This window comes from Paraburkholderia sp. SUR17, assembly GCF_029536165.1.
Classification (GTDB): domain Bacteria; phylum Pseudomonadota; class Gammaproteobacteria; order Burkholderiales; family Burkholderiaceae; genus Paraburkholderia; species Paraburkholderia kururiensis.
In genome coordinates this window covers 2,124,642-2,149,143 of record NZ_CP120509.1, presented here as the reverse complement: position 1 = coordinate 2,149,143, position 24,502 = coordinate 2,124,642, and the positions used below count along the sequence as shown (strand labels likewise).

Below are 24,502 nucleotides of genomic sequence, written 5' to 3'. Positions count from 1 at the left end.
CGATTGCCGTGCCTGCCCCTCGCGGGCCTGACGTTTGTCTTGTGCTGTGGGTGCGTGCAGGCGTTTTCCGCTGCCGCCGATGGCGTCCGCGCGCCGCTCCTGTTTGCACGGTGGTGGCGTTTCTTTCATGGTGTGCCGCGCGGATGCTTTGCGGCCTTGCCGCATGGCGGGCATGGCCTTGCCGGGTACGCCGGCTGCTATTTCACCGGGGCGACAAGGTTGTCGCAGTCCTATGGGAGAACCCAGATGAACAAAGACCAGGTGAAGGGCGTAGCCGAAAAGGTGAAGGGCAAGGTCAACGAAGAGGTGGGCAAGGCCACCGACAACCCGGGCCGCGAGCTCAAGGGCGATCTTCAGCAGGGCGCCGGCCAGGCGCGCAAGGATATTGGCGACATGAAGGAAGCCATCAAGGACGACGCTTCGCGCCGTCACTGATGTGTCTGCGGCGGGACGGCACGGCGCGCAGCGCCGGCCGTCCCGACCGTGCTGGAGCGCTTGCGTGCAAACCTTGCCTTGCGCTTTGCGCCCGCTTTACCTCTGCCTTGCGTCTGCTTGACGTCCCTCACAACGCCGCGATGCGCGCCACGATATGCGGCGCCCAATACGACGCCGTGAATAGCCACGTGGCAAGCGCAATGAGCGCCGCGGCCACGATCACGAGCGGCGTCAGCACGCGCCGCGTGCGCCGCGACGGCGGCGTGTTTCCAGCGCGAATCAGCGCTTCGGCCACGGCGAGGTTCGGCACGTAGAAGAAGAACGCCATGAAGGCGTCGAAGGGGCCATCGAAGGTGCGCGAGTGATGGCCGATGCCGTGTGCCAGTTTCAGCCAGAGACCGTAATCCATTCGATACAGCCACGAGCCCACCGCGAGTGCGACGAGCCGGATGGCCCATGCGCGATGCCGTGCAAGCTGCCGGGCTCTTGCATGCCTGAATGTTTCCACGGCGGCCACCACCATGAGCACGCCATAGAGGCCGAAGCCGACGTTCATCGGCGTGCCGCCCACGGTGCCGAGCAAGGCGATGTAGAGCGTGCCGCCCAGGCCCGCAATGGCTGCCGCCGCAACGTAGACGCGCCCCATCCAGCGATGCAGCCGGGGCGTCGTGCCGCGCCGGCCCGTGATCAATTGCGCCGGACCCATGGCGAGCAGCATCGACCCCGCGAGGAAGTGCGCCCCAATCGCCACGCTGCCCCAACGCTCGCCGGGCACGTAGAGGCGCGGCAGTACCGCGTTCCAGTCGCGAGGCTCGCCTGCGGGAATCGCGCCGCCGTAATAAACCGCAATGTAGACGCCGAAGATCGCCATGCTCGCCCACGTGACGGCAACGAGCGCGCGCCATCCGTAACGAAGCGCAGGCGATGAACGCAGCGAACCGGAAAGATCGAGCGGGCCCAGCGGCGGCTGCGCGGCGGGCGAAGACAGCGGCAGGTCGGGTTTCATGCGCCCGATTATAGGAACGCGCAGGCGAGGTCGCAGCGCGGCGCGCAGGCGTCGCCGGGAATGTTCGATGCGGTGTCGATGGCTCGTTCAATCGCTCACCAAGGGGGAGTGTCATGTTCGTCCACAACAAGCGTCTGCAGTACACCGTGCGGGTCGGGGAATGCGATCCCGGGCTTGCGAATCTGCTGCTCGAGCAGTTCGGCGGTCCACAAGGCGAACTCGCCGCGGCCATGCGCTACTTCACGCAGGCCATCACCGAAGAGGACCCGGGCCGCAAGGACATGCTGTTCGACATCGCAACGGAAGAGTTGAGCCACCTCGAAATCATCGGCTCCATCGTGGCGATGCTGAACCGCGGCGCGAAGGGCGAACTGGCCGAGGCCGTGGACGCCCAGGCGGAGATGTACCGCAAGCTCAACGGCGCGGGCAACGACAGCCACGTCACGCAGGTGCTGTACGGCGCGGGCACGCCGCTCACGAACTCCGCGGGCGTGCCGTGGAACGCCGCGTATATCGACACCATTGGCGAGCCCACGGCGGACCTGCGCTCCAACATCGCAGCCGAGGCACGCGCGAAGATCATCTACGAACGGCTCATCAACGTGAGCGACGACGCGGGCGTGCGCGAGGCGCTCGGTTTCCTGATGACGCGCGAGGTCTCGCATCAGAAGTCGTTCGAGAAGGCGCTGTATTCGATCAGCCCGAACTTTCCGCCGGGCAAGCTGCCGCCCGTCAAGGAGTACGCGAGCCAGTACTTCAGGATGCAGGTGGGCGATCCGCCTGTGCCGGGCCCGTGGAACCAGGGCCGCGGACTCGAACTCGTGCCCGAGCCGCAGGTCGCGGTGGGTGGCGGCGACGGACTGGCGAGCGGGAAACTCGACGGCAAGGAGGTGGCGGCCGTGGAGGCGATGAAGCAGCGTCTTGCATCGGACACCGCCTCCGACCCCGAGACCGGTGCCGAACTCGGCATGACGGGCATCGAGGGCGAGGAGAAGTAGGCCGCATCGGATGCTGTGTTTGCGGCGTTGTAAGCGCCGTGCCGCGCGATTGAAAAAGCTGCCGGGGAAAAGGCTGCCGGCCAAGATCTGCCGGCCAAAAGCTGAAAACGCGGCCGGCGTGATGAAGACGAACGGACCGGGCAGGTGTCGTACACCGCCCGGTTGCTTCAATGCGCGGCAGTGGCCGGCCGCTGCCTGAAGAATGCCATCCACGCGGCGATGAAGAGCACCAGCGCAAGCGACGCCGTATAGCGGCTCAGTGCAAGCCCGCCGTGATCGACGGGCTTGTCGAGAAAGTCGCCCACTACGGCGCCGAGCGGTCGCGTGAGAATGAACGCGCACCAGAACAGCAGCGTCTTCGAGATGCGGGTCCAGTAGTGCGCAATGGCGAGCACGAGCAGCAGGCCGCCGAACAGAACGGCTGCGCCGCTGTAGCCGAAACCCGCCGAGTCCGCGGTCCAGTCGCCGAGTGCGGTGCCGAGCGTCTGCGAAAACATGATGGTGACCCAGTAGAACACCTCGGCCTTCGGCGACGACACCGTGCTGACCGACACCGAGCCCGTTGTGCGATACCACGCGAGCAGCGAAATCAACACCAGCGCGAACAGGATCGAACTGCCGCCCGCGTAGCCGATGCCGAGCGAGCGGTCCGCGAAGTCGGCGAGCGTCGTACCGACGGTGGTGGTCGCGATGATCGTGAGCCAGTAGAGCGGGGGATGAAACTGTTTCGCGCGAACCTGCGCGGTGACGGCGGCAATGAAGATGACCGCGAAGATGGCGGTGCCGATCAGATAGCCGAGATTCATCGACATCGAGACGGCGTCGCCGCCTGTTTCGCCCAGCGTGGTGGCGGCAATTTTTACGATCCAGAAGCCGAGTGTGACCTCGGGCACTTTGGTAATGGCGAGCGGTTGTTTCGTCATGCGCGGTTCCTTGTTTCCTCGTGTTCGGGATAGTGCTGTGAGTGCAGGCGGTCTCAAGAGTATCCGCAGGCGCTTAAGAGAGTCTTAGCCACGGCGACGTTGGAGACCCGGAAACGACGAAGGCCGCATCGTGCGGCCTTCGCTTCATTGTTTGCGCCTCGGGGCTCGGGGCTCGTGCGCTCCATTGCGCCCCATCACGCGTGGATCATGTGGATCAGGCGCGTCGTGCGACTCCCGGCAACACGCACAGCAGTTCGTATGCAAGGTTTGCACCCAGCAGCGCCGTGGTGCCGAACGGATCGTAGGGCGGCGCCACTTCCACGAGATCTGCGCCGACGATATCGAGCCCCCACGCGCCGCGCACGATCTCCAGCGCCTGCGGCACCGTGAGCCCCGCGATCTCGGGCGTGCCCGTGCCCGGCGCGTAGGCGGGGTCGATGCCGTCGATGTCGAAACTGATGTACACGGGGCCGCCGCCCACGCGTTCGCGCACCTCGTCCATGAGCGGGCTCAGCGAGCGGTTCCAGCATTCTTCGGCCTGCACGACGCGAAAGCCCTGCTCGCGGCACCAGTCGAAGTCTTCAGCCGCGTAGCCCGTGCCGCGCAGGCCGATCTGCACCACGCGCTCGCAGTCGAGCAGCCCTTCTTCCACCGCGCGGCGAAACGGCGTGCCGTGGGCGATCTTCTCGCCGAACATGGTGTCGTTGACGTCGGCGTGCGCATCGACGTGAATCAGGCCGACGCGGCCGTGCTTGCGATGCATGGCGCGCAGGATGGGCAGCGCGATGGTGTGGTCGCCGCCCAGCGAAATGGGCCGGCAACCGTGGGCGAGAATCGCGTCGTAGGCCGCTTCGATGCGAGCGATGGAGTCATGCAGGTTGTAGGGGTTGGTCGCCACGTCGCCGATATCCGCCACGCGCAGCGAGTCGAACGGCGCTGCGCGCGTCGCCATGTTGTAAGGCCGCAGCAGCACCGATTCGCTGCGAATCTGGCGCGGCCCGAAGCGCGCGCCGGTGCGGTTCGACGTGCCCAGATCGAACGGCACGCCGACAAAACAGGCGTCGAGCCCCTGCGCGCTTTCCGCGTGCGGCAGACGCATCATCGTGGCGATGCCGCCGAAGCGGGGCATCGCGTTGCCGCTCATGGGCTGGAAGTATTCGTCGCTCATCGCCGTTCCTCGTGGTTTGCGGGTGGGTTTTCGATATTCATCTGTTGTGGCCTATCATGCTCATGACCCTTTGCGGCAGTAGTTTGTCGCGCCAGAATCGAAACTTGAATCGCTAATTTGCAACGTTCACATTGATGAATTCATATGTATCTACAGGTGGCCTGGAGATGACATGCTTGGCGCGCTGACCGATCTCGACCTGCGCCTGATACGCGTGTTCGTCGCCGTGGCGGATGCCGGCGGCGTGAGCGTTGCGCAATCCACGCTCAACGTGAGCCAGCCCACCATCAGCACGCAGCTTTCCACCCTGGAGACGCGGCTCGGCTTTCGGCTCTGCGAGCGCGGCCGCGGCGGCTTTCGGCTCACGACAAAGGGCGAGCGCTTCTACGCGCTAGCAAAGAAGCTCTACGCAGCCGTGGACGAATTCAGCAGCGAGGCGCGCCATATGGACAAGCAGCTCGTGGGCGCGCTCCACATCGGCCTGATCGGACATACGCCCGTGAGCCATAACGCGCGCATCAGCGAAGCGATTGCGCTCTTCAGGCGGCGCGACGAAGCGGTGCGTTTCTCGATTTCGGTGCGGCCGCCGGGCGAACTCGAAGAGCGGTTGCTGGCGGGCGACGTGGACATCGCCATCGGCTATTTCTGGCACCGCGTGCCCACGCTCGACTACACGCCGCTGTTCGAAGAGCGGCAGGTGGCGTACTGCGGGCGCGGCCACCCGCTGTATCGGCAGGCGGGGCGCGTCGACCCGGCGAAGGCTGCGGACTTCGAATGGGCGTGGCGTACGTATCCGCTGCCCGAGGTGCAGCTTTCCACGACGCCCGCGAAGGTGACCGCTCAGGCGGACAACATGGAGGCCGTCGCGCTGCTGATTCTTTCGGGCCACCACCTGGGATATCTGCCCCAGCATTTCGCGGCGCCGTATGTGAAGCAGGGGCTGCTCGCGGCGCTGAACCCCGCGAAGCTACGCTACGACGTAACGTTCCACATGGTGACGCAACAGCGCAGCCGCCGGGGGCCGATTGTCGAGGCGTTTCTCGAAGACATGCGGCGGGCGCATGGAGGGACGCCAACGCCAACGTGACAGGGGCAGAGGGGCACGTGGGCACTACAGGGGGCAACGCTCATCCTTATCCATGCCGCATAAAACGGTCTCTTTGCATGCGAATTCCGGAATGGGCGTCCGTCGCGCGCCATCCCACGCCTCGCAATCCACGCGAACGGGCCAGCCTTGCGCCTACCCGTTCAATCCCTCCCGGCTGCCCCGGCCGCGCGCCGCCGCCGTGCAGCGCCGGTTCAGTTCCGACCGGATGAAGCGGTCTGCCAGCAGCCGGCGAGTTTCGAGCAGCCCGTAGCGGGTGCACAGAATGCCCTCGATGGCCTGCCAGTCGGCATAGCGTCCGCTGTCGGCCAGGCTGTAAGCCACGTGTCGTATAGTTTCGCGTCGTCCGGTCCTGAGCACGTCTGTCGTGGTCCTCACGATCTGCCCCCTTCGGCTTGGACATGTGCAGTGATGCGCCGGTGCGCGGCACCTCGTGCGTGCGCACCGGCATGTCGATCTTTTCAATATAGGACTGAGCCTGCGGATGCGGCAAGGCGGCAAGCTTCGGCACGGCCCGGCACGCGGCACGGGACCGCGCGTTCCCGCCGCATGCCCTGTGCTATGTTTGCGGCTCGCCCCACCTCCTGGCTGCTTTGTCCCCATGCCGATCATCAGCGAACTGTTCGTCTATCCGATCAAGTCGTGCGCAGGCATTGCGCCTGCGCGTGCACGCCTTGGCGAAACCGGCTTCGATTACGACCGCAACTGGATGCTCGTCGATGCCGCGGGCGCGATGCTCACGCAGCGCGTTCATCCGCGGCTCGCGCTCGTGAAGCCTGCCCTCGGCGACGGCGTGCTCACGATCAGCGCGCCGGGCCGCGCCCCGCTCACCACGCCGCTCGCTGCCCACGCGCTTCTCGACTCTCTTGCCGGCGCACCCACCGTGGCAGCCACGGTATGGAAGGACACGGTCGAAGCGCTCGATACCGGCGCCGAAACTGCCGCATGGTTCAGCGACTTCCTGGGCTTTCCCGTGCGCCTTGTGCGCTTCGCGCCCTCGGCGCGCCGCGAGGTGAGCCGCAAGTGGACCGGCGAATTCGTTTCAACGACGCAATTCGCCGACGGCTATCCGCTGCTCGTACTGGGCCAGGCGTCGCTGGACGACCTCAATGCGCGGCTCGCGGCGAGGGGCGCGCCGCCCGTGCCCGTGAACCGCTTTCGTCCCAATATCGTGGTGACAGGGCTCGACCCTTACGAAGAAGACTACGTGGAGCGCCTCGAGATCGACGCGAACGGCGTGCCCGTGGATGTGCGGCTCGTGAAGCTCTGCACGCGCTGCCCGATGCCCACCATCGACCAGCAGACCGGCGCACCTGACCCGGCGTGGCCGCACGAGCCGCTCGACACGATGCAGGCCTATCGTGCGAACCCGCGTTTCGACGGCGCGCTTACGTTCGGCAACAACGGCATCGTGGTGGCCGGCAGCGGGACCTGGCTCGAAGTGGGCATGACCGTGAATGCCGAATTGGGCTTCGACGCCTGAGCGCCGGCCCGTGGGCAAGCGTGCATGAGGCGTTGATAGCGGCGCCCACGCTTGCCGAACATCACGCCGTAGCCGCCGCTTCCTGCAAGATCCAGTCGCGAAACAACTGCATCGCGGGCGACAGGCGGCGCGACTTCAGCCACGTGAGCCAGTAGGCGCCCGCACGCAATTCCGCCTCGAACACGCGCGCGAGCGTGCCCGTCTGCAGTTCGTGCACGAACATGCGCGGCGGCGCGAGCGCCACGCCCGCGCCCTGAACGGCCGCTTCCGCCATCAGCCGCGACGAATCGAATACCGGCCCCGTGGCCGCGAGGGGCGACATGCCGGCCGCCGCGAACCAGTTCGGCCATTCGTCGATGCGATACGAGCGCAGCAGCGTTTCGTTGGCGAGATCGGCGGGCTTCTTGAGGCGTCTCGCGATAGCCGGTGCGCAGAGCACCGCGAGCGGGGCATCGAGCAGCAGCGTGTTGTGGGTGGCGGGCCAGCCGCCGTCGCCGAAACGCACTGCGAAGTCGAGCCCTTCGGCCGCGAGGTCCACGAGGTTGTTGTGCGTGAGGAGGCGCAGTTCCACGAACGGATGCGTTTCGCGAAACTGCCGCAGCCGCGGAATTAGCCAGCCCACTGCGAACGTGCCCACGGCGCCTACCGTGAGCACCTGGCGGCGCCGGCCGCCTTCGAACTGCTTGAGCACGGTCTCGATGCGCCCGAACGATTCGCTGAGCACGGGCAGCAGGGCGAGCCCTTCGTCGGTGATGGCAAGGCCGCGCGGCAGGCGCTTGAAGAGCGCGCAGCCGAGCCGCGCTTCGAGCGTGCGCACCTGCTGGCTCACGGCGGCTTGCGTGACGTTGAGTTCCTGCGCCGCGCGCGTGAAGCTCAGATGCCGCGCCGACGACTCGAATGCCCGCAGCGCGTTGAGGGGAAGATGAAGACGCATGGTCGCCGAAGCCGATAGATTTTCTTTTGCGTGGCGGCAATTATCGTCGATTGTGGACTGCCCGCAACGGGCCGATAGTGCTGTTCCGGCAGCCCCCTTGCCCGACCATCACGACAAGAGACGACCCATCATGACCCATCGCCCGCATCGCCCTTCGCGCCGTACCCTGTTGCTTGCCGCCGGCATGCTGCCGTTTGCGTTCACCCTGGAAGCGCGAGCGCAGACTCCGTCAACGCCTTCGCAGGACGCTTCCGTGCGAGACGCGCTCGCTGCGCTGGAACGCACGTCGGGCGGGCGTCTGGGCGTATGCGCCATCCCGACCTGCGCGGGCGGCGAGGCGGGCAGCGAGGCAGGCTGCAAGCCGCGCGAAGTCCGCTATCGCGCCGACGAACGCTTTCCCTTTTGCAGCACCTTCAAGGTGGTTCTGGCCGCGGCGATTCTCGCGCGAAGCCTCGACGTGCCGGGCCTGATGCAACGGCGCATCCGCTACACGAAGCACGATCTCGCGCACTACTCGCCGGTTTCTTCGAAGCATGTGGAAGACGGCATGACAGTAGCGGAACTATGTCAGGCCGCCATTCAGTACAGCGACAACACGGCGGCGAACCAGCTCATGAAGGTGCTGGGCGGTCCGCAGGCCGTGACGGCCTACGCGCACGCCACGGGCAACGCCGCCTTCCGGCTCGATCGCTGGGAGACCGAACTCAACACGGCTATCCCCGGCGACCTGCGCGACACGTCCACGCCGGCCGCGATGGCGCGAACGCTGCAGACGCTTACGGTGGGGCAGGCGCTGCCGTCCGCACAGCGCGATCAGCTCGTGACGTGGCTGCGCGGCAACACGACGGGCGCGCATCGCATTCGTGCGGGTGTTCCGGCAGATTGGCAAGTGGGCGACAAGACGGGCACTGGCGATTACGGCACCGCCAACGATCTGGCCATTCTCTGGCCGCCCGGGCGTGCGCCGGTCATGCTCGCCGTCTACTTCACCCAGCGCGAGCCGAAGGCGAAGGCGCGCGACGACGTGATCGCGGCAGCGGCGCGCATCGTGGCAGGGGCGTTGGGATAGGGCGGTTGCGGGCGCGCTTCGGTTTCGATGTCAGCTTTTGTTTCGGGCGACCGCTTCAGGCGACAGGCCGCAGGCAGCCCGCAGCAGACGCTCTTCAAGCCGCCTGCATGACGCGCCGGAACGCATTCGGCGCTACGCCGAGCGCTTCGCGAAAGCGATGGCTGAAGTGCGTCGCGTTCGCATAGCCGCATTGCGCGGCCACCTCGGCTAGCGGCAGCGCCGTGTTGCGCAACAGTGCGCGCGCCCGCTCGATGCGCCGGCCCGCAATCCACGCATGCGGCGCTGCGCCGAACGAGATGCGGAACATCCGCGCGAAATGGTATTCGGAGAGCGCGGCCTCGCGCGCCAGGTCGCCCAGCGTGACGGGCTGCGTGAGATGCGCGTCGATGTAGTCGCACAGGCGCCGGCGCACAGCCGGCGCGAGGCCGCCTTTCAGCGCGAGGCCGGCGCGCGTGGCGCTCTGCCCGCGCAGCAGCAGGCTCAGCACTTCGTGCGCGGTTTCGTTGACGCGCAGCCTGCCGTCGGCGTCGTCCCAGTGTTCGTCGATCAGCATCCGGCACAGCGCCGCGATGCGTTCGTCCTCGAAATAGGTGCGGTCGGCGAGCGTGAGTTCGCGCGGTTCGCGGTCCAGTTCCTGCACCGCGCGGCGCGTGAAATGCTCGGGCAGGAAGTAGAGGTGCAGGAAGTGCATTTCGCCGCGCACCCACCACGACGACTCGTGATCGCCCGGCAGCGCGCACAGGCGGCTCGGCGCGCCATAGCGGCCCGGCAGCTTGCGGCGCTCGGTGCGATAGCCGCCGTCCAGGTAGCACGACAGCGTGTGGTGGCCCGGGTGGTCGTAGGCGGTTTCGACTTCGTCGGTGAAGCGCGACCATTCGGCGATGGCGAGCTGGTCGCCGAGCCACGCGAAGCGTTCGAGCTTCGCGTCCGTTTCACTCAATGTGCGGCACACCGAATGCAGGCCGAACGGCATCTCGCCGGCCTCGCGCAGGCGGGCGAGGATGTCGGGCGTGCTGTCGTTCGCGGGGGCAAGGGTGGGATCGCGCATGGTCGCGCCAGTATAAGGCCCGGCGTGGGCCCCTTGCCGGCGAGCTACCGGCCAGCCCAGAAAAGACCGCAATTCTGGACAACGGACTGCCCGCGCAGGGCGGCATAGTGGGCGTTCCTGGGCAGATTTCGCCCGCGGCCCGACGTGCGTCGAGCCGCGCGGCGGGGCGAACACGACAACCGATGCCCAGGCTCGCTACCCACCACCGTTCATTGCGCCATGAATCTCTTTCTTTACGCCGTCACCGTGCTGATCTGGGGCACCACGTGGATTGCCATCAAATGGCAGCTCGGCGCCGTGCCGCCGCCGGTTTCCATTGCGTGGCGTTTCTGGCTCGCGGCCGCCGCGATGTTCCTGCTGCTGCGCCTGCTCAGGCGGCCCATGAAGCCGCCGCGCGGCGCGTGGCGCTTTCTCGTCGCCCAGGGCCTTGCGCTCTTCTGCATCAACTTCCTGTGCTTCTACTACGCCGAGCAGGCGGTGCCGAGCGGGCTCGTGGCCGTGGTGTTCTCCACCGCGCCGCTGCTCAATTCGATCAACGGCCGGCTGTTCATGGGCCGGCCGCTCCAGCCGTCGGCCATTGCCGGTGCGGCGCTCGGCCTCGCCGGCATTGCGTGCCTCTTCCTGCAACAAATGGCGGGGCACGTCGGCGATCACGGCACGTGGTCAGGCCTTGCCATCGCGTTCCTCGGCACGATGTGCTTTTCGGCGGGCAACCTGCTCTCCAGCCGGATGCAATCGATCGGTCTCAATCCGCTCGTCACCAACGGTTGGGCCATGCTGATCGGCGCGGCGGTGCTCACGCTGGGCAGCGCGCTCGCCGGCCTGCCGTTCACGGTGGAGCTCACGCCGCGCTATCTGGGCGCGCTCGCCTATCTCGCCGTGCCGGGGTCGGTGATCGGTTTCACCGCGTATCTGACGCTCGTGGGACGCATTGGACCGGAACGCGCGGCCTACTGCACGGTGCTGTTCCCGCTGGTCGCGCTTGCGGTGTCCACGGTGTTCGAGGGCTACCAGTGGTCGCCTCTCGCTGTGGTGGGCCTGCTGCTCGTGGTGGCAGGCAACCTCGTGGCGTTCGACGTCACGCGCCGCGTCTTCGTGCGGCGCGCGAGTTCGTAGGCTGAGAGTGGGGTGAGCGCGACAGGTTGGCGCCGGAGCGCGTGGCATTCGGCATAGCCTGCGAGGGGCTCGTGTTGAGCGTGTTGGCGTCTTTTGAGGGCCGGAAGCAACTGCTGGACTGAAGCGCGAGGGAATAAAGTACGTGGGCCAGGCGTTATCGCTGGCAGTGCCGCGCGTCTCTTGCGCGGTGTCCGGCGGCGGGCTTTCATTCGCGCGGCCGTTATGCACCCTGGTACGCACCCTTCGAGCTTCCAGCAGAGCCACGATGAACACCAACACCCTACGAGCCCAGGCCGAACGCGCGCGCCCCGGGCCGGCCGCGCGCTACAGCCGCGTCGCCATCCTGCTTCATTGGGCCATCGCCGCCGGCATCCTCTGCAACGTGGTGCTGGCCTGGACGGTGGATGCCTTGCCCGACGACTGGGTGCGCCCCGTCATCGACACGCACAAGTCCATCGGCATCACGGTGCTGGGCCTCGTGCTCATGCGCATTCTGTGGCGCGCATCGCACCGGCCGCCGCCGCTGCCGCTCGCGTTTCCCCGGGCCGAGCGCTTCGCGGCGCACGTGGCGCATGGGCTGCTCTACGCGATCATGCTGGGCCTGCCGCTTTCGGGCTGGTTCCACGACTCGGCCTGGAAGGACGCGGGCACGCACCCGATGACGCTCTTCCATCTCGTGCCGTGGCCACGCGTGGGCTTCATCATGCATCTCGAGCCGCAGTTCAAGGAGCACATGCACGACGTGCTTGGCGCTGTGCATACGTGGTTCGGCTACGCGCTCTATCTGGTGCTGGCGTTGCACGTGGGCGGCGCGCTCAAGCACGAGCTGATCGATCGACATTCCGTTTTGCGGCGGATGTGGCCATGAGTTCCGTGCCCGATTTTGCGGCGCTCGAAAGGCGCAATGGCGAGCGCGACGTCAAGTGCAATCCCAGGCGCAACGACCAGGGCAATCCGGTGAGCCAGGCGGCGGACGCGCACGCTCGCCCGCCGCGCTGCGCGTCTTCCATGACTCGATCGGCGGCTGCCGCGACCCATACGCTCGGCGACGCCTTCGCCCAGGCCTCGTCGCGCATCACGCCGCGCGGCACGCCGCTCGTGAGCGTGCTGATCCACGGCGGCGTGCTTGCTGTATGGATCGTGCTGTTCGCCCGCGCGTTCTTCCTGCACAACGTGGTGGCGTGGTCCGTGGGCATTGCCTATGTCGTGTACGACACGCTGCTGCTCGCGTTCGTCGCCTTCAAGACGCTGCCGCTGATGAAGCCGCAGCCCTCGCACGCACCGGACGCCGCAGCGCAAGGCGCGCAGCCCACGCTCGGTGTGATCGTGGCGGCCTGGAACGAGGCGTCGGTGCTGCCCGTCACGCTCAAGGCGCTGCTCGAACAGGACGCGCCGCCCGCGCAGATCGTGATTGCCGACGACGGCTCCACGGACGGCACCGCCGCGCTGCTCGCGGGACGCTACGGTCTCGTGCCGCCGCTCGAAGGGCAGATCAGCGCGCCGAGCGTGCTGTTTCCCACGCTGCGCTGGCTGCGTCTGCCGCATGCGGGCAAGGCGCACGCACTGAACGCGGCAATTGCGCTGATGGAGACGGACACGGTGCTCACCGTAGACGCCGACACGCGTCTTGCCGGCACGGCGTGCGCCGCGATGCGCGACGCGTTCGCGCGCGAACCCGAACTGGTCGCGGCCACGGGCATCATCACGCCGATGTGCGCGCGTACGCTGACGGGCCGCTTTTTCCAGTGGTTTCAGACCTACGAGTACATCCGCAACTTCATTTCGCGCTTTGCGTGGATGCGGGCGGACAGTCTGCTGCTCGTTTCGGGCGCGTTCGCGTGCTTTCGTCGCGAGGCGCTCGTCACGGTGGGCGGCTTCGACACGCAATGCCTCGTGGAAGACTACGAACTGATCCACCGGCTGCGCCGCTACGCCGTGGAGCACGGCAAGACATGGCGCGTGCGCGTGATCGGCACCGCGCACGCGCACACCGACGCGCCCGGCACGCTCGCCGCGTTCCTGCGCCAGCGCCGCCGCTGGTTCGCAGGCTTCCTGCAGACGCAGTACTGGAACCGCGACATGGCGGGCAATCGGCGCTACGGCGCGCTAGGTCTGCTGATGATGCCGGTGAAGGCCATCGACACGTTGCAGCCCATCTACGGACTCACGGCGTTCGTACTGTTGCTGGTGTTCCTGTTCACGGGGCGCATCGGCATTGCGCTTTCGGTGTCGGCGGTGATCGTCGCGAAGATCGGGGTGGACCTCGCGTTTCACCTGTGGTCTGTGCACCTGTACCGACGCTGGACCGGCGAGCGCCGCGGCTCGCATTTCGCGCTCGCGGTTCTCGCGGCGCTGGCCGAGCCGTTCAGCTTCCAGTTGCTGCGGCACACGGGCGCGGCGCTCGGCTGGTTGCACCTGCTGACGGCGCGCAAGAGCTGGGGCGTGCAGGAACGAACGGGACTCGTCGACGAGGCGCGTCGGTGAAGGGCTGAAGAAGCGCTGAAGAAGAAGGACTGAAGCGCTGCGCTGCTCAGCGGTCGCAGCGCTTTTACGTCCGCTTTTACTCCCCCTTCTACGCCCCCTTTCTACGAGCTGATGAGCCCAGCCGCCGGACGACGTGGCCGCCGCAAACGCAAAGGGCCGCTTACGCGAGAATCTCCGAAAGGTGGTCGAGGCGCGAAGCCATCTCCGGGTCGCTCGGCTTTTCGAACACGTCGCAGAACGCGACGGTGGCCGCCTGGGCGCTGTTCGTGCTCTTCACCGCGGAAATGGCGCCCGATTCCGAGGTCTCGAGTTCCTGCTTCAGATAACCGTAATTGGCCGCCTGGCTCGACGGGTCGAGCCCGTGCTCGTGCGCGTAGTCGATGAGCCCCTGCTTGCGCGAGCCGCCCCACTGGGCAATGCCGTAGCCGTTGCCGTTGTCGTCGGCCATGTTGGAACTGGGCGCGCCGATCGCGCCGCCCTGATTGATGCCTGAATTCATGCCGCCGCTCTCGTGCCAGAGGTTCGCCACGATGCCGGCGGCCTGGTCGCGCGTCAGACCGAAATCGTGCTGGAGGTTCGAGACGTAGGCGTCCGCGGTCTGCTTGCTCTGTTCGGGCGTGAGCGCCGTGGTTTGCGGCGCCGTGCTGAGCGCAATGACCGAGCCCGTTTGCTGCGGCGAACCCGATTGACCGTTCGGCGTGCCGCTGTTGCCGGTGACGGGGGCGCTCGTGGTGCCGGTCGTGGCGGGTGTCGTGGCGCCGCCGGTCGTGCCGGTTGCGGCGCCGAGATTGAACGCCGGCGCCTGGAAGTTCGAGGTGCCTGAACCGAAGCCGCCGCCTCCGCCGCTGCCCGTGTTGCCGCTGGTGTCGAAGTCGCCGTTCGCCGTGGCGACGCTGAGGTCGGCGAGCAGCTGTTCGATGTCCTGCATGATGCGCAACTCGATGTCCGACGCAGACGGCGTGTTGCCGGCCTGCGCGTCGTCCACGGGCGTCTGCGTGCGGAGGTACTGATTGGTGATGGTGTTGCTCATGGTAGTGACCGGGTCGTGAGAAAGAACGGGAAGCCGGACAAACGAAAGCACGAACGACACGTACGGCGGGAACGACAGAGCCGCGCGCAGGCGAGGGTGCACCGCCTGGTTGCTTCAGGACACTTTATTCATGCGTCATGGCAGCGCCGGTAAGGGCGCGAAGCGGCGTGTCGCGAAGCGAACGCAGGCGTGCCGGGAGGGACCCGGCGAGGGGCACCTGAAGCGGCAAGACAAGGGAAGGACGCGCCGCCGTCAGCGGCCGGCGGCGCTCCAGGAGGTGAGGTGGGGTTGTTTCGGATGATGCGGCGCCGGAGATCAATCGCCGCCGCCGTACAGCGCGTTGATGCGGTCGAGTGTGCCGTCCTGCTTCGCGCGCAGGAAGTCCTGATAGACCTCGGCGCGTGTCTTCGCGTGAGGCGCGCCGCTCGCGCTCATGCCGGGCAGCTGGCCGCCCACGGCGTCGTTTGTCATGGCTGCGTTGTCGCCTTGCGCCGTCGCCGTGCTGGTGGCGTCGGTCTGTGCGTAGGCCTGAGCGGCGCCGAGTGCGAGCGCGGCTGCTGTAATCAGGAGTGAAAGCTTCATGATGTGCTCCATTCGCCGAAATGGGACCGGAGTCGGTCGTCCCGATGCGATGCGTCCGTCGTAGCTGGAACGCGATATGCACGGGTTCGCGTGCGGCTTTGTGCGGATGAAATGACCGCGGTGGAGGCCGCGGTACACGCACGAAAGCGGCACGTGCAGGGTGAACCGTGCGTGGACGCGGGTTATTCCCGCTCAGGAAGATTTATTTAGTCGGAGGTGTGCGAGCGATCAGTCGCGGCGCTCATCACTCGCCGTTGTTCGCCTCGCTGCGGTGCTGCGCGGCGAGCCGTTCCTGCTGGCCCGGCGGCACCGGGTCGTAATGACTGAACTGGATGCTGTAATTGCCGTCGCCGCCCGCCATCGCATTGAGCCGCGACTGGTAGTCGTTGAGTTCCGCGAGCGGCACCTTGCCCGCCACCACGATCGCGTTGCCGCCCAGGGTGCGCGTGCCGTGCACCTGGCCGCGGCGCGCGGAGAGGTCACCTATCACGTCGCCCATTGCGGCTTCGGGCGCCATCACTTCGATATCCACGATCGGTTCGAGCACGATGGGCTGCGCCTTCAGCACGGCCTCGATGAAGGCTTTGCGGCCCGCCGTGGCGAATGCTACTTCCTTCGAATCGACGGGATGGCTCTTGCCGTCGTAGACGGTCACGCGCACGTCCTGCATCGGAAAGCCCGCGAGCGGGCCGTTCTCGATCACCTGAAGAATGCCTTTCTCCACGGCGGGAATGAACTGCCCCGGAATGGCGCCGCCCTTCACGGCGTCCACGAATTCGAAGCCCGCGCCGCGCGGCAGCGGCTCCACGCGCAACATGACTTCGCCGAATTGCCCCGCGCCGCCGGTTTGTTTCTTGTGGCGGCAATGGCCCTCGGCCTTGCCGCCAATCGTTTCGCGCCATGCAATCCTGGGCGGGCGCGTCACGACTTCGAGCTTGTACTGCTCCGTGAGGCGTTCCAGCATGTAGCGCAGATGCAATTCGCCGAGGCCGCGCACCACGGTCTCGTTGGTGCCCACAGGGTGATCGATCACGAGGCACGGGTCTTCGGCGGCCAGCTTTTGCAGGATCTCCCACAAGCGTTGCTCGTTGCCGCGCCGCGCGGGCTCGATAGCGAGGCCGTAGATGGGCGTGGGGAAATCGAGCGGCGTGAGGTGGATGTTGCCGTCCTCGGGCGCGTCGTGCAGCACGGCGTCGAAGCCGATCTCGTCCACCTTCGCCACGGCGCAGATGTCGCCGGGGCCGGCGCGCTGGATGTCGGCGTGGTCCTTGCCCTGCAGCATCAGCAGGTGCGCCACCTTGAAGGGCTGACGTCCCTCACCGATATAAAGCTGGCTGTCGCGCGTCACGGTGCCCTGATGGATGCGAAACACCGCCATCTTGCCGATGTACGGGTCCATCACGATCTTGAAGACATGCGCGAGCACGTGCTTGTCCGCCACGGGTTGCGCATGCACGACTTCGACATGCCCTTCTGTTTCGCGATAGAAGAGCGGCGGATTGCCTTCGGTGGGGTTCGGCAGGAGTCGCACGAAGATGTCGAGCAGCGCGCCGATGCCCGCGCCCGTGGCCGCCGACGTGAAGCACACGGGCACGAGATGCCCTTCGCGCAGCGCGCGCTCGAACGGTGCGTGCAACTGCTCGGGGCGAATGGCCTCGCCTTGCTCCAGATAAAGCTCCATCAGTTCCGGGTCGAGTTCGATCACCTGATCGATGAGCGCGTCGTGCGCCGCTCCCACCGAAAGAAAGTCCGCTTCGCCCGACGGATTGAAGAAGCAGTCCACCACGTCGCGCCCCTGCTGCGCCGGCAGATTGATGGGCAGACAGGTCTTGCCGAACGCTTCCTGAATCTCGGCGAAGAGACGCGGCAGGTCCACCTTTTCGCCGTCGATGCCGTTCACGACGATCATGCGGCACAGCTTGCGTTGCTCGGCGTACGCCATCATGCGCCGCGTGGTCATCTCGATGCCGGTGCGCGCGTTGATGACGATGGCCGCGGTCTCCACGGCGGGCAAGGCGCTGATCGAAAGGCCGGCGAAATCGGGATAGCCCGGCGTGTCGAGCAGATAGATGCGGGTGTCGTGGTAGTGGAAGTGGGTGACGGCGGAGGAGAGGGAGTGGTGGTACTTGCGTTCGAGCGGATCGAAGTCGCACAAGGCGGTGCCGCGCTCCACGGTGCCTTGCGTATGCACTGCGCCGCCCTGAAACAGGAGTGCTTCCGCCAGCGATGTCTTTCCGCATCCTGCGTGTCCCACCAGAGCAATGGTGCGGATGGCTTCGGGGCTGTAGTGCATGGCCGCCCTCGTCCGGAGATGGAGGTGCGGCCATTATTGGCGAAAAAAGCGGGCACGGCTAGTTGGGTATTCGAGCGTGGCCGGCAGAACGCGTGAGCGTGGCCGCTTACGCTGCAACGCAATAACGGCGTGGCGCCGCTTCCGCTATGCGTTGCCGGCGAAGAGCGAGTCGTCTATCGGCAATGCGCGCAAGGCCGCTTCGACGAGCGCGAGGTCGGCTTCGCGGCTGCTCGCCTGGATGTCGCGCAATGGCGAAACGTCGAGCGCGATGGCGCGGCAGTGCGGGTAGTCGCGCACGCGCAGTTCAGGCGCGACGGTGGTGAAGAACGCGGTGGTGGGCACGTCGAAGCCGGCGGCGATGTGCACGGCTGCCGTGTCCGACGTGACGAGATGGCGCGCCTTGGCCACCCAGGCGAGAAAGTGCGCGGTATCCGGCGACAGTGCGCTCACATCGATGTAGCGAGGATGATCCACCGCGCCGAAGCCGAGCACAGGCAGATCGAACCGGCGCGCGAGCGCATCGACGAGCCGTGTATGCGCCGAGGCCGGAATGCTGCGCACCGGCGTGCTCGCGGTGGGGCAGAACATCACGTACGGAGCGGTTTGCCAGGCCGCGGGCAATGCGGGCAGACGCAGCCGTTGCAGCCAGCGGTTGGCTTTGTGTGCGGCCGGGACCGTGGCCGCATCCACGCCGAGCGCTTCGAGAAAGAAGTCGATCATCGGCAGCTTCATGAACGCGGGCCAGAACAGATGATTGCCCACGTCGATGCGCGGGCCGTCTGCGGGCAGCGCGGCGAGCGGCCAGGGCAAGGGGCGAAAATCGGCGATCACGCCTTGCGCGAGTGCGTAGAGCGCTTCGACATAGCGCGGCGCTTCGGCGGGCCGGTACACGGTGAAGCGCACATGAGGATGTGCATGCGCGATAGCCTGAATCGCCGTGAGCCCGATGATGGAGTCGCCCAGCGTCACGCCCATGCCATTGATGATGTGCGCCGCATGCGCTTCGGTGTAGTCGATGCGCAGCGGTTCGGCGAGCGCGCTGACGATGCCGTCTTTTACGCCGAGCGCGCGGGCGCTCTCGATGTCGCGGCCGGTCACTTCGAAGTCGTACGGCGCGACGATCTGCGCGTCTGCGCTCAGCAGTGAGCCGGGATGCGTAAGCGCTTCGTCGGGGCGCAACGTCGTCATTGTCCTTGTCCTCTGGCGGGCCCGTTTGTCGATCTGTCGATCGATGCGGATCGTACACGACTGCGTTCAGACACGCAGTCGAGCGCGCAATGCAGGGCGATGTGCGAGCCGCGCGACTCCTATGATGAATGCTTCACGGAACGCCAAATCGAACGTTCAAACGTGTTCCATAGAAAACTGTGCCGGGGGCCAAAGTGGGAACAAGGGGACGGGGTTCATCATGGGAGGCCGGGGCGCAGGCATGCGAAGACCGCGGCGCGATTCTTCAGCAGTCGGTGCTGTTTCGCGACATGCCTCAGGCATTGGTGCGGCATGCCGCGACCCACGTGGTGGAGCGCCGCTTGAACGACGGGGAAGCGCTGTTTCTCAAGCACGACCCGGACGACTTCGTCGCGTTCGTCGTATCGGGCCGCGTGTATTCGGTCATGTACGGGCCCGACGGACGCGAGCTCATCATCAACAGCACCGAGCCGGGCGATGTGGTGGGCGAGACCGCGCTCGTCGAATCCGGCGTGCGCGAATCCGCGGCGTTCGCGTGCGGGCACACGCGCATTTTCATTCTCGGCCGACGCCACTTTCCCGAACTCACGAAAGAGCCCGTGTTTCTGCAGCGTCTGCTCATGCTGCTGCGCCTGAAGCTGCGCGAAGCGGCGGCGTTCGTGGAATCCGTCTGCCTGTATCGGCTCGAGTCGCGGCTTGCGCGCTATCTGGTTTCCGTGGTGGACCGGTGCGGGCGCGCCGAATACGGCGGCATCGTCGTGCCGCTGCCGCCCAGCCAGAGCAGCCTTGCCGCGATGGTGAACGCGAGCCGCCCCAAGCTCAATGCGCAATTGCAGACGTGGCGCCGCAACGGCCTTGTCACGTGGACGCAGGACAAGCTGCTTATCGTCGATGTCGATCAGTTGCGCTACATGGCCAACGTGGCCGGCGGCTGATGCACAACGCGCGCCCTTGAAACGAAAGCGCCGAAGCGGTGTGCCGCTTCGGCGTGCTGCCTGCGAGTTTCACGACTGTCACGACTGTGACGAGTGTCGCCGGTGAACGCCACTCGCAAGGGCCGACCGCTCAGATCGCGCTGCCCGGAGGGTTCAGCGCGTTGAGGATCGTGAGGAGGCTCGTGAGGTTGTCGGCGACGCCCGTCTGCGCGACCTTTTCGGTGGCGCCCGCAGCAGCCGTCGTGTCGAGCGTGTAGACCTGCATCACGCCCTGGTTGGCGGCGGCCTGCGACAGCGTGTTCTGCTGCTGCTGCGACGACACCGAGTTCTCGAACAGGATGCCGGTGGAGTGGGCCATCGTCTGGTAGATCGAACCCATCGCCATGGCCGGAGCCTCGGCGACGACTTTCACGTTCGACTGCGTGACGGCGTCGGTGATCTGGTTATTGACGGAAGTGGGAAAGGCCATTGCTGTGCTCCTGAATCATGCGTTTCATGCGTTGAGGATGATGCCCTGCGTATCACGCGTGACGGCGGCGCGCCTTAGCGCTGACGGAACGCGTTGAGCACCGTGAGCAGGCTCGTGAGGTTGTCCGAGACGCCCGTCTGCGCGACCTTTTCGGTGGCGCCCGCGGCCGCGGTCGTGTCGAGGCTGTAGATCTGCATCACGCCCTGGTTGGTGGCGGCCTGCGTGAGCGTGTTCTGTTGCTGCTGCGCGGACACGGCGTTCTCGAACAGGATGCCGGTGGAGTGGGCCATCGTTTGATAGATGGAACCCATCGCCATGGCGGGCGCTTCGCCGACCACCTTGACGTTGGACTGCGTGACGGCATCGGTGACCTGGTCGTTCACGGAAGTGGGAAAGGCCATGTTGAGACTCCTTGAGGTTGGTGCACGGCACGTGCCGCGCTGGTTGCATGAACGTCCACCATGGGACTCTGTGAAGCTCTCAGGCCGCGGGCGGCGGGGCGGGCTGCGCGGCGGTGTTGGGGTTTGGCGCGGCGTTGCCTGCCGTGTTGCTCGTGGCGGTGTTTTGCGGCGTTGAGGTTTGTTGTGTCGCCTGGCCTTGCTGCGGTGAGGCCTGTTGCGTCGAGGCTTGCTGCGCGCTGTCCGTCTGCGTGTCCGCGGGCGTTTTGTTCGCGTCGTGCAACTGCGTGAGCGCATTCGCAAGCTCGCGCTGCAAGGGGCCGAAGTTCTGCTGGAAGCAGCGTTCCACCTCGCTCTTCACGAGATTCGCGAGACGGTCTGCGATCTGCGGCAGCACGAGTTGCGCGGCGGGCGGCACGCCGCTGCCTGGAAGGCTCAGCGCGGAAGGCCGCAGGTCGTTCAGCGAGCGTGCGCTCTCGACGATCTTGAGGATGGCGGCCTCTTCGTGCTCGTGCGCCTGCAACGCCTGCGCCGCTGTGCTCTGCAGTTTCTGCAGGATGTCGCGGATGACGTTCTCCGAGCGCTGACGTCCTTCAGCCAGTGCCTGTGCGGCCTGCGCGCGCGCGTGGTCGGCAGGGTCGCTCGACGTCATGTTGCCTCGCACCTGAGTGGTGGCAGGCATCGCGGCAGGAGCGTCGCCGCTTGCCCACGACTGCTGGAAGTTCTCCAGTTCGCGCGCCTCGGCCGGCGTCAGGCTGCGTTTGAGCCAGGTCTCCGCGAGACGGCGCAACGAGGAGGAGACCTGCGATTCGATATCGCTCATGGGGTGTCCTTGAGTTCTTCGTGAATAGGCTGAATCGGCCTGAATCGGTGTGAGCGGGCGTGGTGCGATTCAGCTTGCCTTGCGGTTCGCGAGTGTCTGGCTGTACTTCGCGATGCTCTGATCGATCTTGTCGATGGCGAAGCTCGCGGCATCGGCCTCGATCGCGCCGGCCGCTGCGGCGACAGCAGCCGCGGCGCCCATCAGCAGATCGGTGGCCAGTGCACCCAGTGCGTCTTCGGCGGCGCCGGTCAGGTTCTCTTTGGCGATGTCTTCGGTCATCTTCTTGAGCAGCACGGCCTGGCTTGCGAGCGCGAGCTTGCTCACGCCGTCGAAGTAGTTCGCCGCCGACTGTGCAACGAGCCCCGATGCCTGGCTGATCATCATGTCCGGCGCAGTCGCGATCTGCGACGCCGCGTAGCTCGCGGTCTCCGCGTTCGTGAGCTGGACCGCCTGCACGATCTGGCTGTTGAGCGCATCCGTGGGCGGCGTAGCGGCTTGCATCTGCGCGGCGAGCAGCGTGTTCATGCGCGACAGCGGAGTGGGTTGTTGGGGCATGGGTATCGGTGTTGGTGTCGGTGTTGGTGTCGGCGTTGGCGTTGGCGTTGGCGTTGGTGTTGGTGTTGGTGTTGGTGTTGGTGTTGGTGTCGGTGTTGGCGTGGGTGCAGGCACAGGTGCAGGTGCAGGCTCAGCCGTGCTGCCCGAAGCCGGCGCAGCGTCTTGTGCCTGCTGGGCAGGCGGCGCGTCCTGTGTCGTGCCTGTACCCGTAGCAGCGCCTTTGCCCGCATCGGCCCCCGGCGCCGCGCTTGCGCCCTGCGTCGCAGCCGCCGGCCGCGCGCCCTTCGTAAACAGATCCCAGATAGCCATGACGGAGTGCTCCAGTGTTGACCTCGACCGCTCGCGTTATGCGCATCGGCTGCGCTATTCGCCGATGGCCATGATCAGCGCCACGGCTTTCGACACCACGGCGGTCGATATCTGGTTCAGCGACTGCTGGCTCTGCACCGCGTTCTGCAGCGACAAACCCGCGGAGTGGCTCGCAACCTGGTAGAGCGATGCAATGGCCTGCGCCGGCGCCTCGGCAACGACCTTGACGTTGGTTTGCGTGACGGCGTCGGTGATCTGGGCATTGACTGCGGTGGAATCCGCCATGGAGTTTCTCCTTGAGGTCGTGGGTCCGTTGGATCGCGAGGCGCGGCTCGGGTAACGGCAGTAAGAACGTCTCAGCCGCGCATTCGTGAATGCGGGCGTGGCTGCGTGTGACGCTTTTCCACGGCGGCGCGCAGCTTGCGGCGCAATAGCTCGACACGTTTGCGCGCGAGCGCTTCGTTGATGTGCAGCTCCTCGGCAATCGCGGCGTAGGAAAGCTCGTGTTCGAACTTGAGCGAGAAGAGCTGGCGTTGCGCGGGCGTGAGCCGTTCGATGGCCTCGGCGATCAGCGCCAGTCCTTCGCCAAGCTCCACGATGTGCGCGGGTGAAATGGTGGTGGCCGCGGCTGCGCCCAGGTAGTCGGCATCGGACTCGTCGCAGTAGTACAGCACGCGGCCTTCGCGGCTCGCGTGGCGCACGCTGTCGAGGAACACGTGATTGAGCACGGTGAAGAGAAACCCTTCGGGGTTGCGGATGCGATCGGGCATGCGCCGCATGTAGACGAGGGCCTTGAGCGCCGTGTTTGCGACAAGATCGTCGGCGGCGACGCGATCGCCCTTGGCAAGGTTGCGCGCGCGTTGTTCGAGGTGGCCGCGAACGGAACGCCACGCGCGTTCGAATGCGGCATTCGCCGTGCATGACGCATCGGCGCGCGGGCGAAACGTGCCCGTGGGTAACACGTTGGTCTCGGGTCTCATCGCTATCTCGCGTGATGGGGTGCACGTGAGATTGGCGATGCGCAGAGTGCGTAGCTGTTACCTGGGTGACAACAAACGCCCCTCGCGTTCGATTCGACTCAACTTCATGCCCACTGCATCTGAATGCGGGCAGCGCTCATGCGCGCTGGTTGAATCGGATGCTACGTGCGGCTTTTGCGAGCCTGCATGGCCCGCGCATAAGAGGCGACCATGGCCGCCAGTTCCTGGGCGGCGGGCGTGAGCGGCGCGTCCGCACGTTGCAGCAGGCCTATGTCCGTGCGCTTGACGCGCTCGCGAATGGGAACGGTGGTGAGCATGCGCGAGAACGACCGGTGCCGCGTCACTACCGAAGGCTCGAGCGAGAGGCAATCGGTTTCGATGATCAGGTGCAGCGCGTCGAACAGCGCCTCGGTGGTCACGAAAATCTTGGGCGGCTGCAGACGATGTTCGGCGAACAGATCGACGAGGCGGCTGGCGGGTGCCGTGCCCGCCGCGATGCCGGGCTGATGCGGCGCACGTGTCGCGATCCATTGGCAGCCCGCGAGCTGGCGCAGCGACGTGGCGGCGGCGAGCGGGTGCCCGCGCCGACATACCACGACCGGGTCCGACGCATAGAGCTTCGTGACTGTCAGCCCGGTGACGTCCGTATGTTTCGACACGGGCGCCACGGCGAAGTCGAGCGTGCCGTCGCGAATCCACGAGACCATCATGCGCGACGTGCCGCTCATGAGATGCACCGCCACGCGCTCGTAGCGTGCGCGAAACTCGCTAAGTACGGGAGCGAGCGTATCGACGAGCGGTTCCGTGGTCATGCCGAGCGAGACGGTGCCTTCGAATGCACCGCGCAATTGCGCCATTTCCTGTTCGGTGCGCTCGCACTCGCCCAGAATCGCGCCGGCGCGCGCGAGCAGCCGCTGGCCGAACGCCGTGAGCGCGATGCCGCGGTTCGTGCGCGTGAAGAGCGTGGCGCCCAGCGTGCTCTCCAGGTTTTGCAGCTGTTGCGTGACGCCGCTCTGCGCGGTGCCGAGCGCGCGCGCCGCGGCGCGCAGACTGCCGTGCTCCACGACAGCGGTGAAGATGCGCAATTGCGTGAGCGTGAGAGCCATGGCGATGGACGATCGGAAAAGACGATCATGATAGCGGGATCAGCACTCGTGCAGGCAGGCGGCCG

The 24,502-nt window shown here is 66.4% G+C and carries 26 protein-coding genes; 9 read left to right on the top strand and 17 right to left on the bottom strand.

Annotated elements, in window-relative coordinates; genetic code table 11:
- Positions 1-246: 246 nt before the first annotated feature.
- Positions 247-435 (top strand): CsbD family protein, encoded by a 189-nt coding sequence (locus P2869_RS26905; RefSeq protein WP_017775276.1) that lies wholly within the window; start codon positions 247-249, stop codon positions 433-435.
- 127 nt (positions 436-562) lie between these two features.
- Here P2869_RS26905 and P2869_RS26900 read toward each other — a convergent pair whose 3' ends face one another.
- A complete protein-coding gene (locus P2869_RS26900) occupies positions 563-1,441 on the bottom strand; it encodes a DUF2306 domain-containing protein (RefSeq protein WP_277598487.1) in 879 nt (292 codons plus the stop codon).
- A gap of 113 nt (positions 1,442-1,554) precedes the next feature.
- Between P2869_RS26900 and P2869_RS26895 the strand changes: the two genes are divergently transcribed.
- Positions 1,555-2,439 (top strand): manganese catalase family protein, encoded by an 885-nt coding sequence (locus P2869_RS26895; RefSeq protein WP_277598486.1) that lies wholly within the window; start codon positions 1,555-1,557, stop codon positions 2,437-2,439.
- A 167-nt stretch (positions 2,440-2,606) separates the two neighbouring features.
- Here the strand turns inward: P2869_RS26895 and P2869_RS26890 are convergent, their stop codons facing one another.
- Positions 2,607-3,362, bottom strand: coding sequence for a membrane protein (locus tag P2869_RS26890; RefSeq protein WP_017775279.1), 756 nt, complete (start codon positions 3,360-3,362; stop codon positions 2,607-2,609).
- A 214-nt stretch (positions 3,363-3,576) separates the two neighbouring features.
- Complete coding sequence (gene speB / locus P2869_RS26885) at positions 3,577-4,530, bottom strand: agmatinase (RefSeq protein WP_199542262.1); 954 nt, start codon at positions 4,528-4,530, stop codon at positions 3,577-3,579.
- A 172-nt stretch (positions 4,531-4,702) separates the two neighbouring features.
- Between speB and P2869_RS26880 the strand changes: the two genes are divergently transcribed.
- Positions 4,703-5,617 (top strand): LysR family transcriptional regulator, encoded by a 915-nt coding sequence (locus P2869_RS26880; RefSeq protein WP_017775281.1) that lies wholly within the window; start codon positions 4,703-4,705, stop codon positions 5,615-5,617.
- Between the two features lie 153 nt (positions 5,618-5,770).
- Here the strand turns inward: P2869_RS26880 and P2869_RS26875 are convergent, their stop codons facing one another.
- On the bottom strand, positions 5,771-5,959 hold the full coding sequence (locus tag P2869_RS26875; protein ID WP_017775282.1) for a hypothetical protein: 189 nt from the start codon (positions 5,957-5,959) through the stop codon (positions 5,771-5,773).
- A gap of 277 nt (positions 5,960-6,236) precedes the next feature.
- Between P2869_RS26875 and P2869_RS26870 the strand changes: the two genes are divergently transcribed.
- The gene (locus P2869_RS26870; RefSeq protein ID WP_277598485.1) at positions 6,237-7,118 is read left to right on the top strand and encodes an MOSC N-terminal beta barrel domain-containing protein; all 882 of its coding nucleotides are present in this window, start codon (positions 6,237-6,239) and stop codon (positions 7,116-7,118) included.
- A gap of 61 nt (positions 7,119-7,179) precedes the next feature.
- On the opposite strand, the gene P2869_RS26865 is transcribed toward P2869_RS26870, so the two are convergent.
- Positions 7,180-8,052 (bottom strand): LysR family transcriptional regulator, encoded by an 873-nt coding sequence (locus tag P2869_RS26865; protein WP_277598484.1) that lies wholly within the window; start codon positions 8,050-8,052, stop codon positions 7,180-7,182.
- A 130-nt stretch (positions 8,053-8,182) separates the two neighbouring features.
- On the opposite strand from P2869_RS26865, the gene bla reads away from it, so the two are divergent.
- Positions 8,183-9,121, top strand: a complete 939-nt coding sequence (bla, locus tag P2869_RS26860) for a class A beta-lactamase (protein WP_277598483.1) — start codon at positions 8,183-8,185, stop codon at positions 9,119-9,121.
- A gap of 94 nt (positions 9,122-9,215) precedes the next feature.
- On the opposite strand, the gene P2869_RS26855 is transcribed toward bla, so the two are convergent.
- Positions 9,216-10,094, bottom strand: coding sequence for an AraC family transcriptional regulator (locus tag P2869_RS26855; protein ID WP_051062031.1), 879 nt, complete (start codon positions 10,092-10,094; stop codon positions 9,216-9,218).
- 294 nt (positions 10,095-10,388) lie between these two features.
- On the opposite strand from P2869_RS26855, the gene P2869_RS26850 reads away from it, so the two are divergent.
- The 3 genes from P2869_RS26850 (at position 10,389) to P2869_RS26840 (ending at position 13,769) form a co-directional block, all read left to right on the top strand.
- A complete protein-coding gene (locus P2869_RS26850; RefSeq protein WP_277598482.1) occupies positions 10,389-11,285 on the top strand; it encodes an EamA family transporter in 897 nt (298 codons plus the stop codon).
- Between the two features lie 265 nt (positions 11,286-11,550).
- Positions 11,551-12,153, top strand: coding sequence for a cytochrome b (locus P2869_RS26845; RefSeq protein ID WP_017775288.1), 603 nt, complete (start codon positions 11,551-11,553; stop codon positions 12,151-12,153).
- Between the two features lie 140 nt (positions 12,154-12,293).
- Positions 12,294-13,769: a glycosyltransferase gene (locus P2869_RS26840; RefSeq protein WP_277599859.1), complete on the top strand. Its 1,476-nt coding sequence runs from the start codon at positions 12,294-12,296 to the stop codon at positions 13,767-13,769.
- Positions 13,770-13,929: 160 nt separating this feature from the next.
- Here the strand turns inward: P2869_RS26840 and P2869_RS26835 are convergent, their stop codons facing one another.
- The 4 genes from P2869_RS26835 to P2869_RS26820 form a co-directional block, all read right to left on the bottom strand.
- Complete coding sequence (locus P2869_RS26835; protein WP_277598481.1) at positions 13,930-14,799, bottom strand: phage tail tip lysozyme; 870 nt, start codon at positions 14,797-14,799, stop codon at positions 13,930-13,932.
- Between the two features lie 315 nt (positions 14,800-15,114).
- The gene (locus tag P2869_RS26830) at positions 15,115-15,381 is read right to left on the bottom strand and encodes a DUF4148 domain-containing protein (protein ID WP_152495038.1); all 267 of its coding nucleotides are present in this window, start codon (positions 15,379-15,381) and stop codon (positions 15,115-15,117) included.
- A 244-nt stretch (positions 15,382-15,625) separates the two neighbouring features.
- On the bottom strand, positions 15,626-17,674 hold the full coding sequence (fusA, locus tag P2869_RS26825; RefSeq protein WP_277598480.1) for an elongation factor G: 2,049 nt from the start codon (positions 17,672-17,674) through the stop codon (positions 15,626-15,628).
- 144 nt (positions 17,675-17,818) lie between these two features.
- On the bottom strand, positions 17,819-18,862 hold the full coding sequence (locus P2869_RS26820) for an ADP-heptose--LPS heptosyltransferase (RefSeq protein ID WP_277598479.1): 1,044 nt from the start codon (positions 18,860-18,862) through the stop codon (positions 17,819-17,821).
- A gap of 341 nt (positions 18,863-19,203) precedes the next feature.
- On the opposite strand from P2869_RS26820, the gene P2869_RS26815 reads away from it, so the two are divergent.
- Positions 19,204-19,797, top strand: a complete 594-nt coding sequence (locus P2869_RS26815) for a Crp/Fnr family transcriptional regulator (protein WP_233425723.1) — start codon at positions 19,204-19,206, stop codon at positions 19,795-19,797.
- Between the two features lie 130 nt (positions 19,798-19,927).
- Here P2869_RS26815 and P2869_RS26810 read toward each other — a convergent pair whose 3' ends face one another.
- The 7 genes from P2869_RS26810 to P2869_RS26780 form a co-directional block, all read right to left on the bottom strand.
- Positions 19,928-20,266 (bottom strand): RebB family R body protein, encoded by a 339-nt coding sequence (locus P2869_RS26810; protein WP_017775295.1) that lies wholly within the window; start codon positions 20,264-20,266, stop codon positions 19,928-19,930.
- A gap of 74 nt (positions 20,267-20,340) precedes the next feature.
- Complete coding sequence (locus tag P2869_RS26805) at positions 20,341-20,667, bottom strand: RebB family R body protein (protein WP_017775296.1); 327 nt, start codon at positions 20,665-20,667, stop codon at positions 20,341-20,343.
- Between the two features lie 79 nt (positions 20,668-20,746).
- Complete coding sequence (locus P2869_RS26800; protein ID WP_277598478.1) at positions 20,747-21,487, bottom strand: hypothetical protein; 741 nt, start codon at positions 21,485-21,487, stop codon at positions 20,747-20,749.
- Between the two features lie 69 nt (positions 21,488-21,556).
- Positions 21,557-22,042, bottom strand: a complete 486-nt coding sequence (locus P2869_RS26795; protein WP_199542271.1) for a hypothetical protein — start codon at positions 22,040-22,042, stop codon at positions 21,557-21,559.
- A 363-nt stretch (positions 22,043-22,405) separates the two neighbouring features.
- On the bottom strand, positions 22,406-22,636 hold the full coding sequence (locus P2869_RS26790; RefSeq protein ID WP_017775300.1) for a RebB family R body protein: 231 nt from the start codon (positions 22,634-22,636) through the stop codon (positions 22,406-22,408).
- Positions 22,637-22,707: 71 nt separating this feature from the next.
- Complete coding sequence (locus P2869_RS26785; RefSeq protein ID WP_277598477.1) at positions 22,708-23,331, bottom strand: RNA polymerase sigma factor; 624 nt, start codon at positions 23,329-23,331, stop codon at positions 22,708-22,710.
- Between the two features lie 161 nt (positions 23,332-23,492).
- Positions 23,493-24,437 (bottom strand): LysR substrate-binding domain-containing protein, encoded by a 945-nt coding sequence (locus tag P2869_RS26780; RefSeq protein WP_017775302.1) that lies wholly within the window; start codon positions 24,435-24,437, stop codon positions 23,493-23,495.
- Positions 24,438-24,502 lie beyond the last annotated feature (65 nt).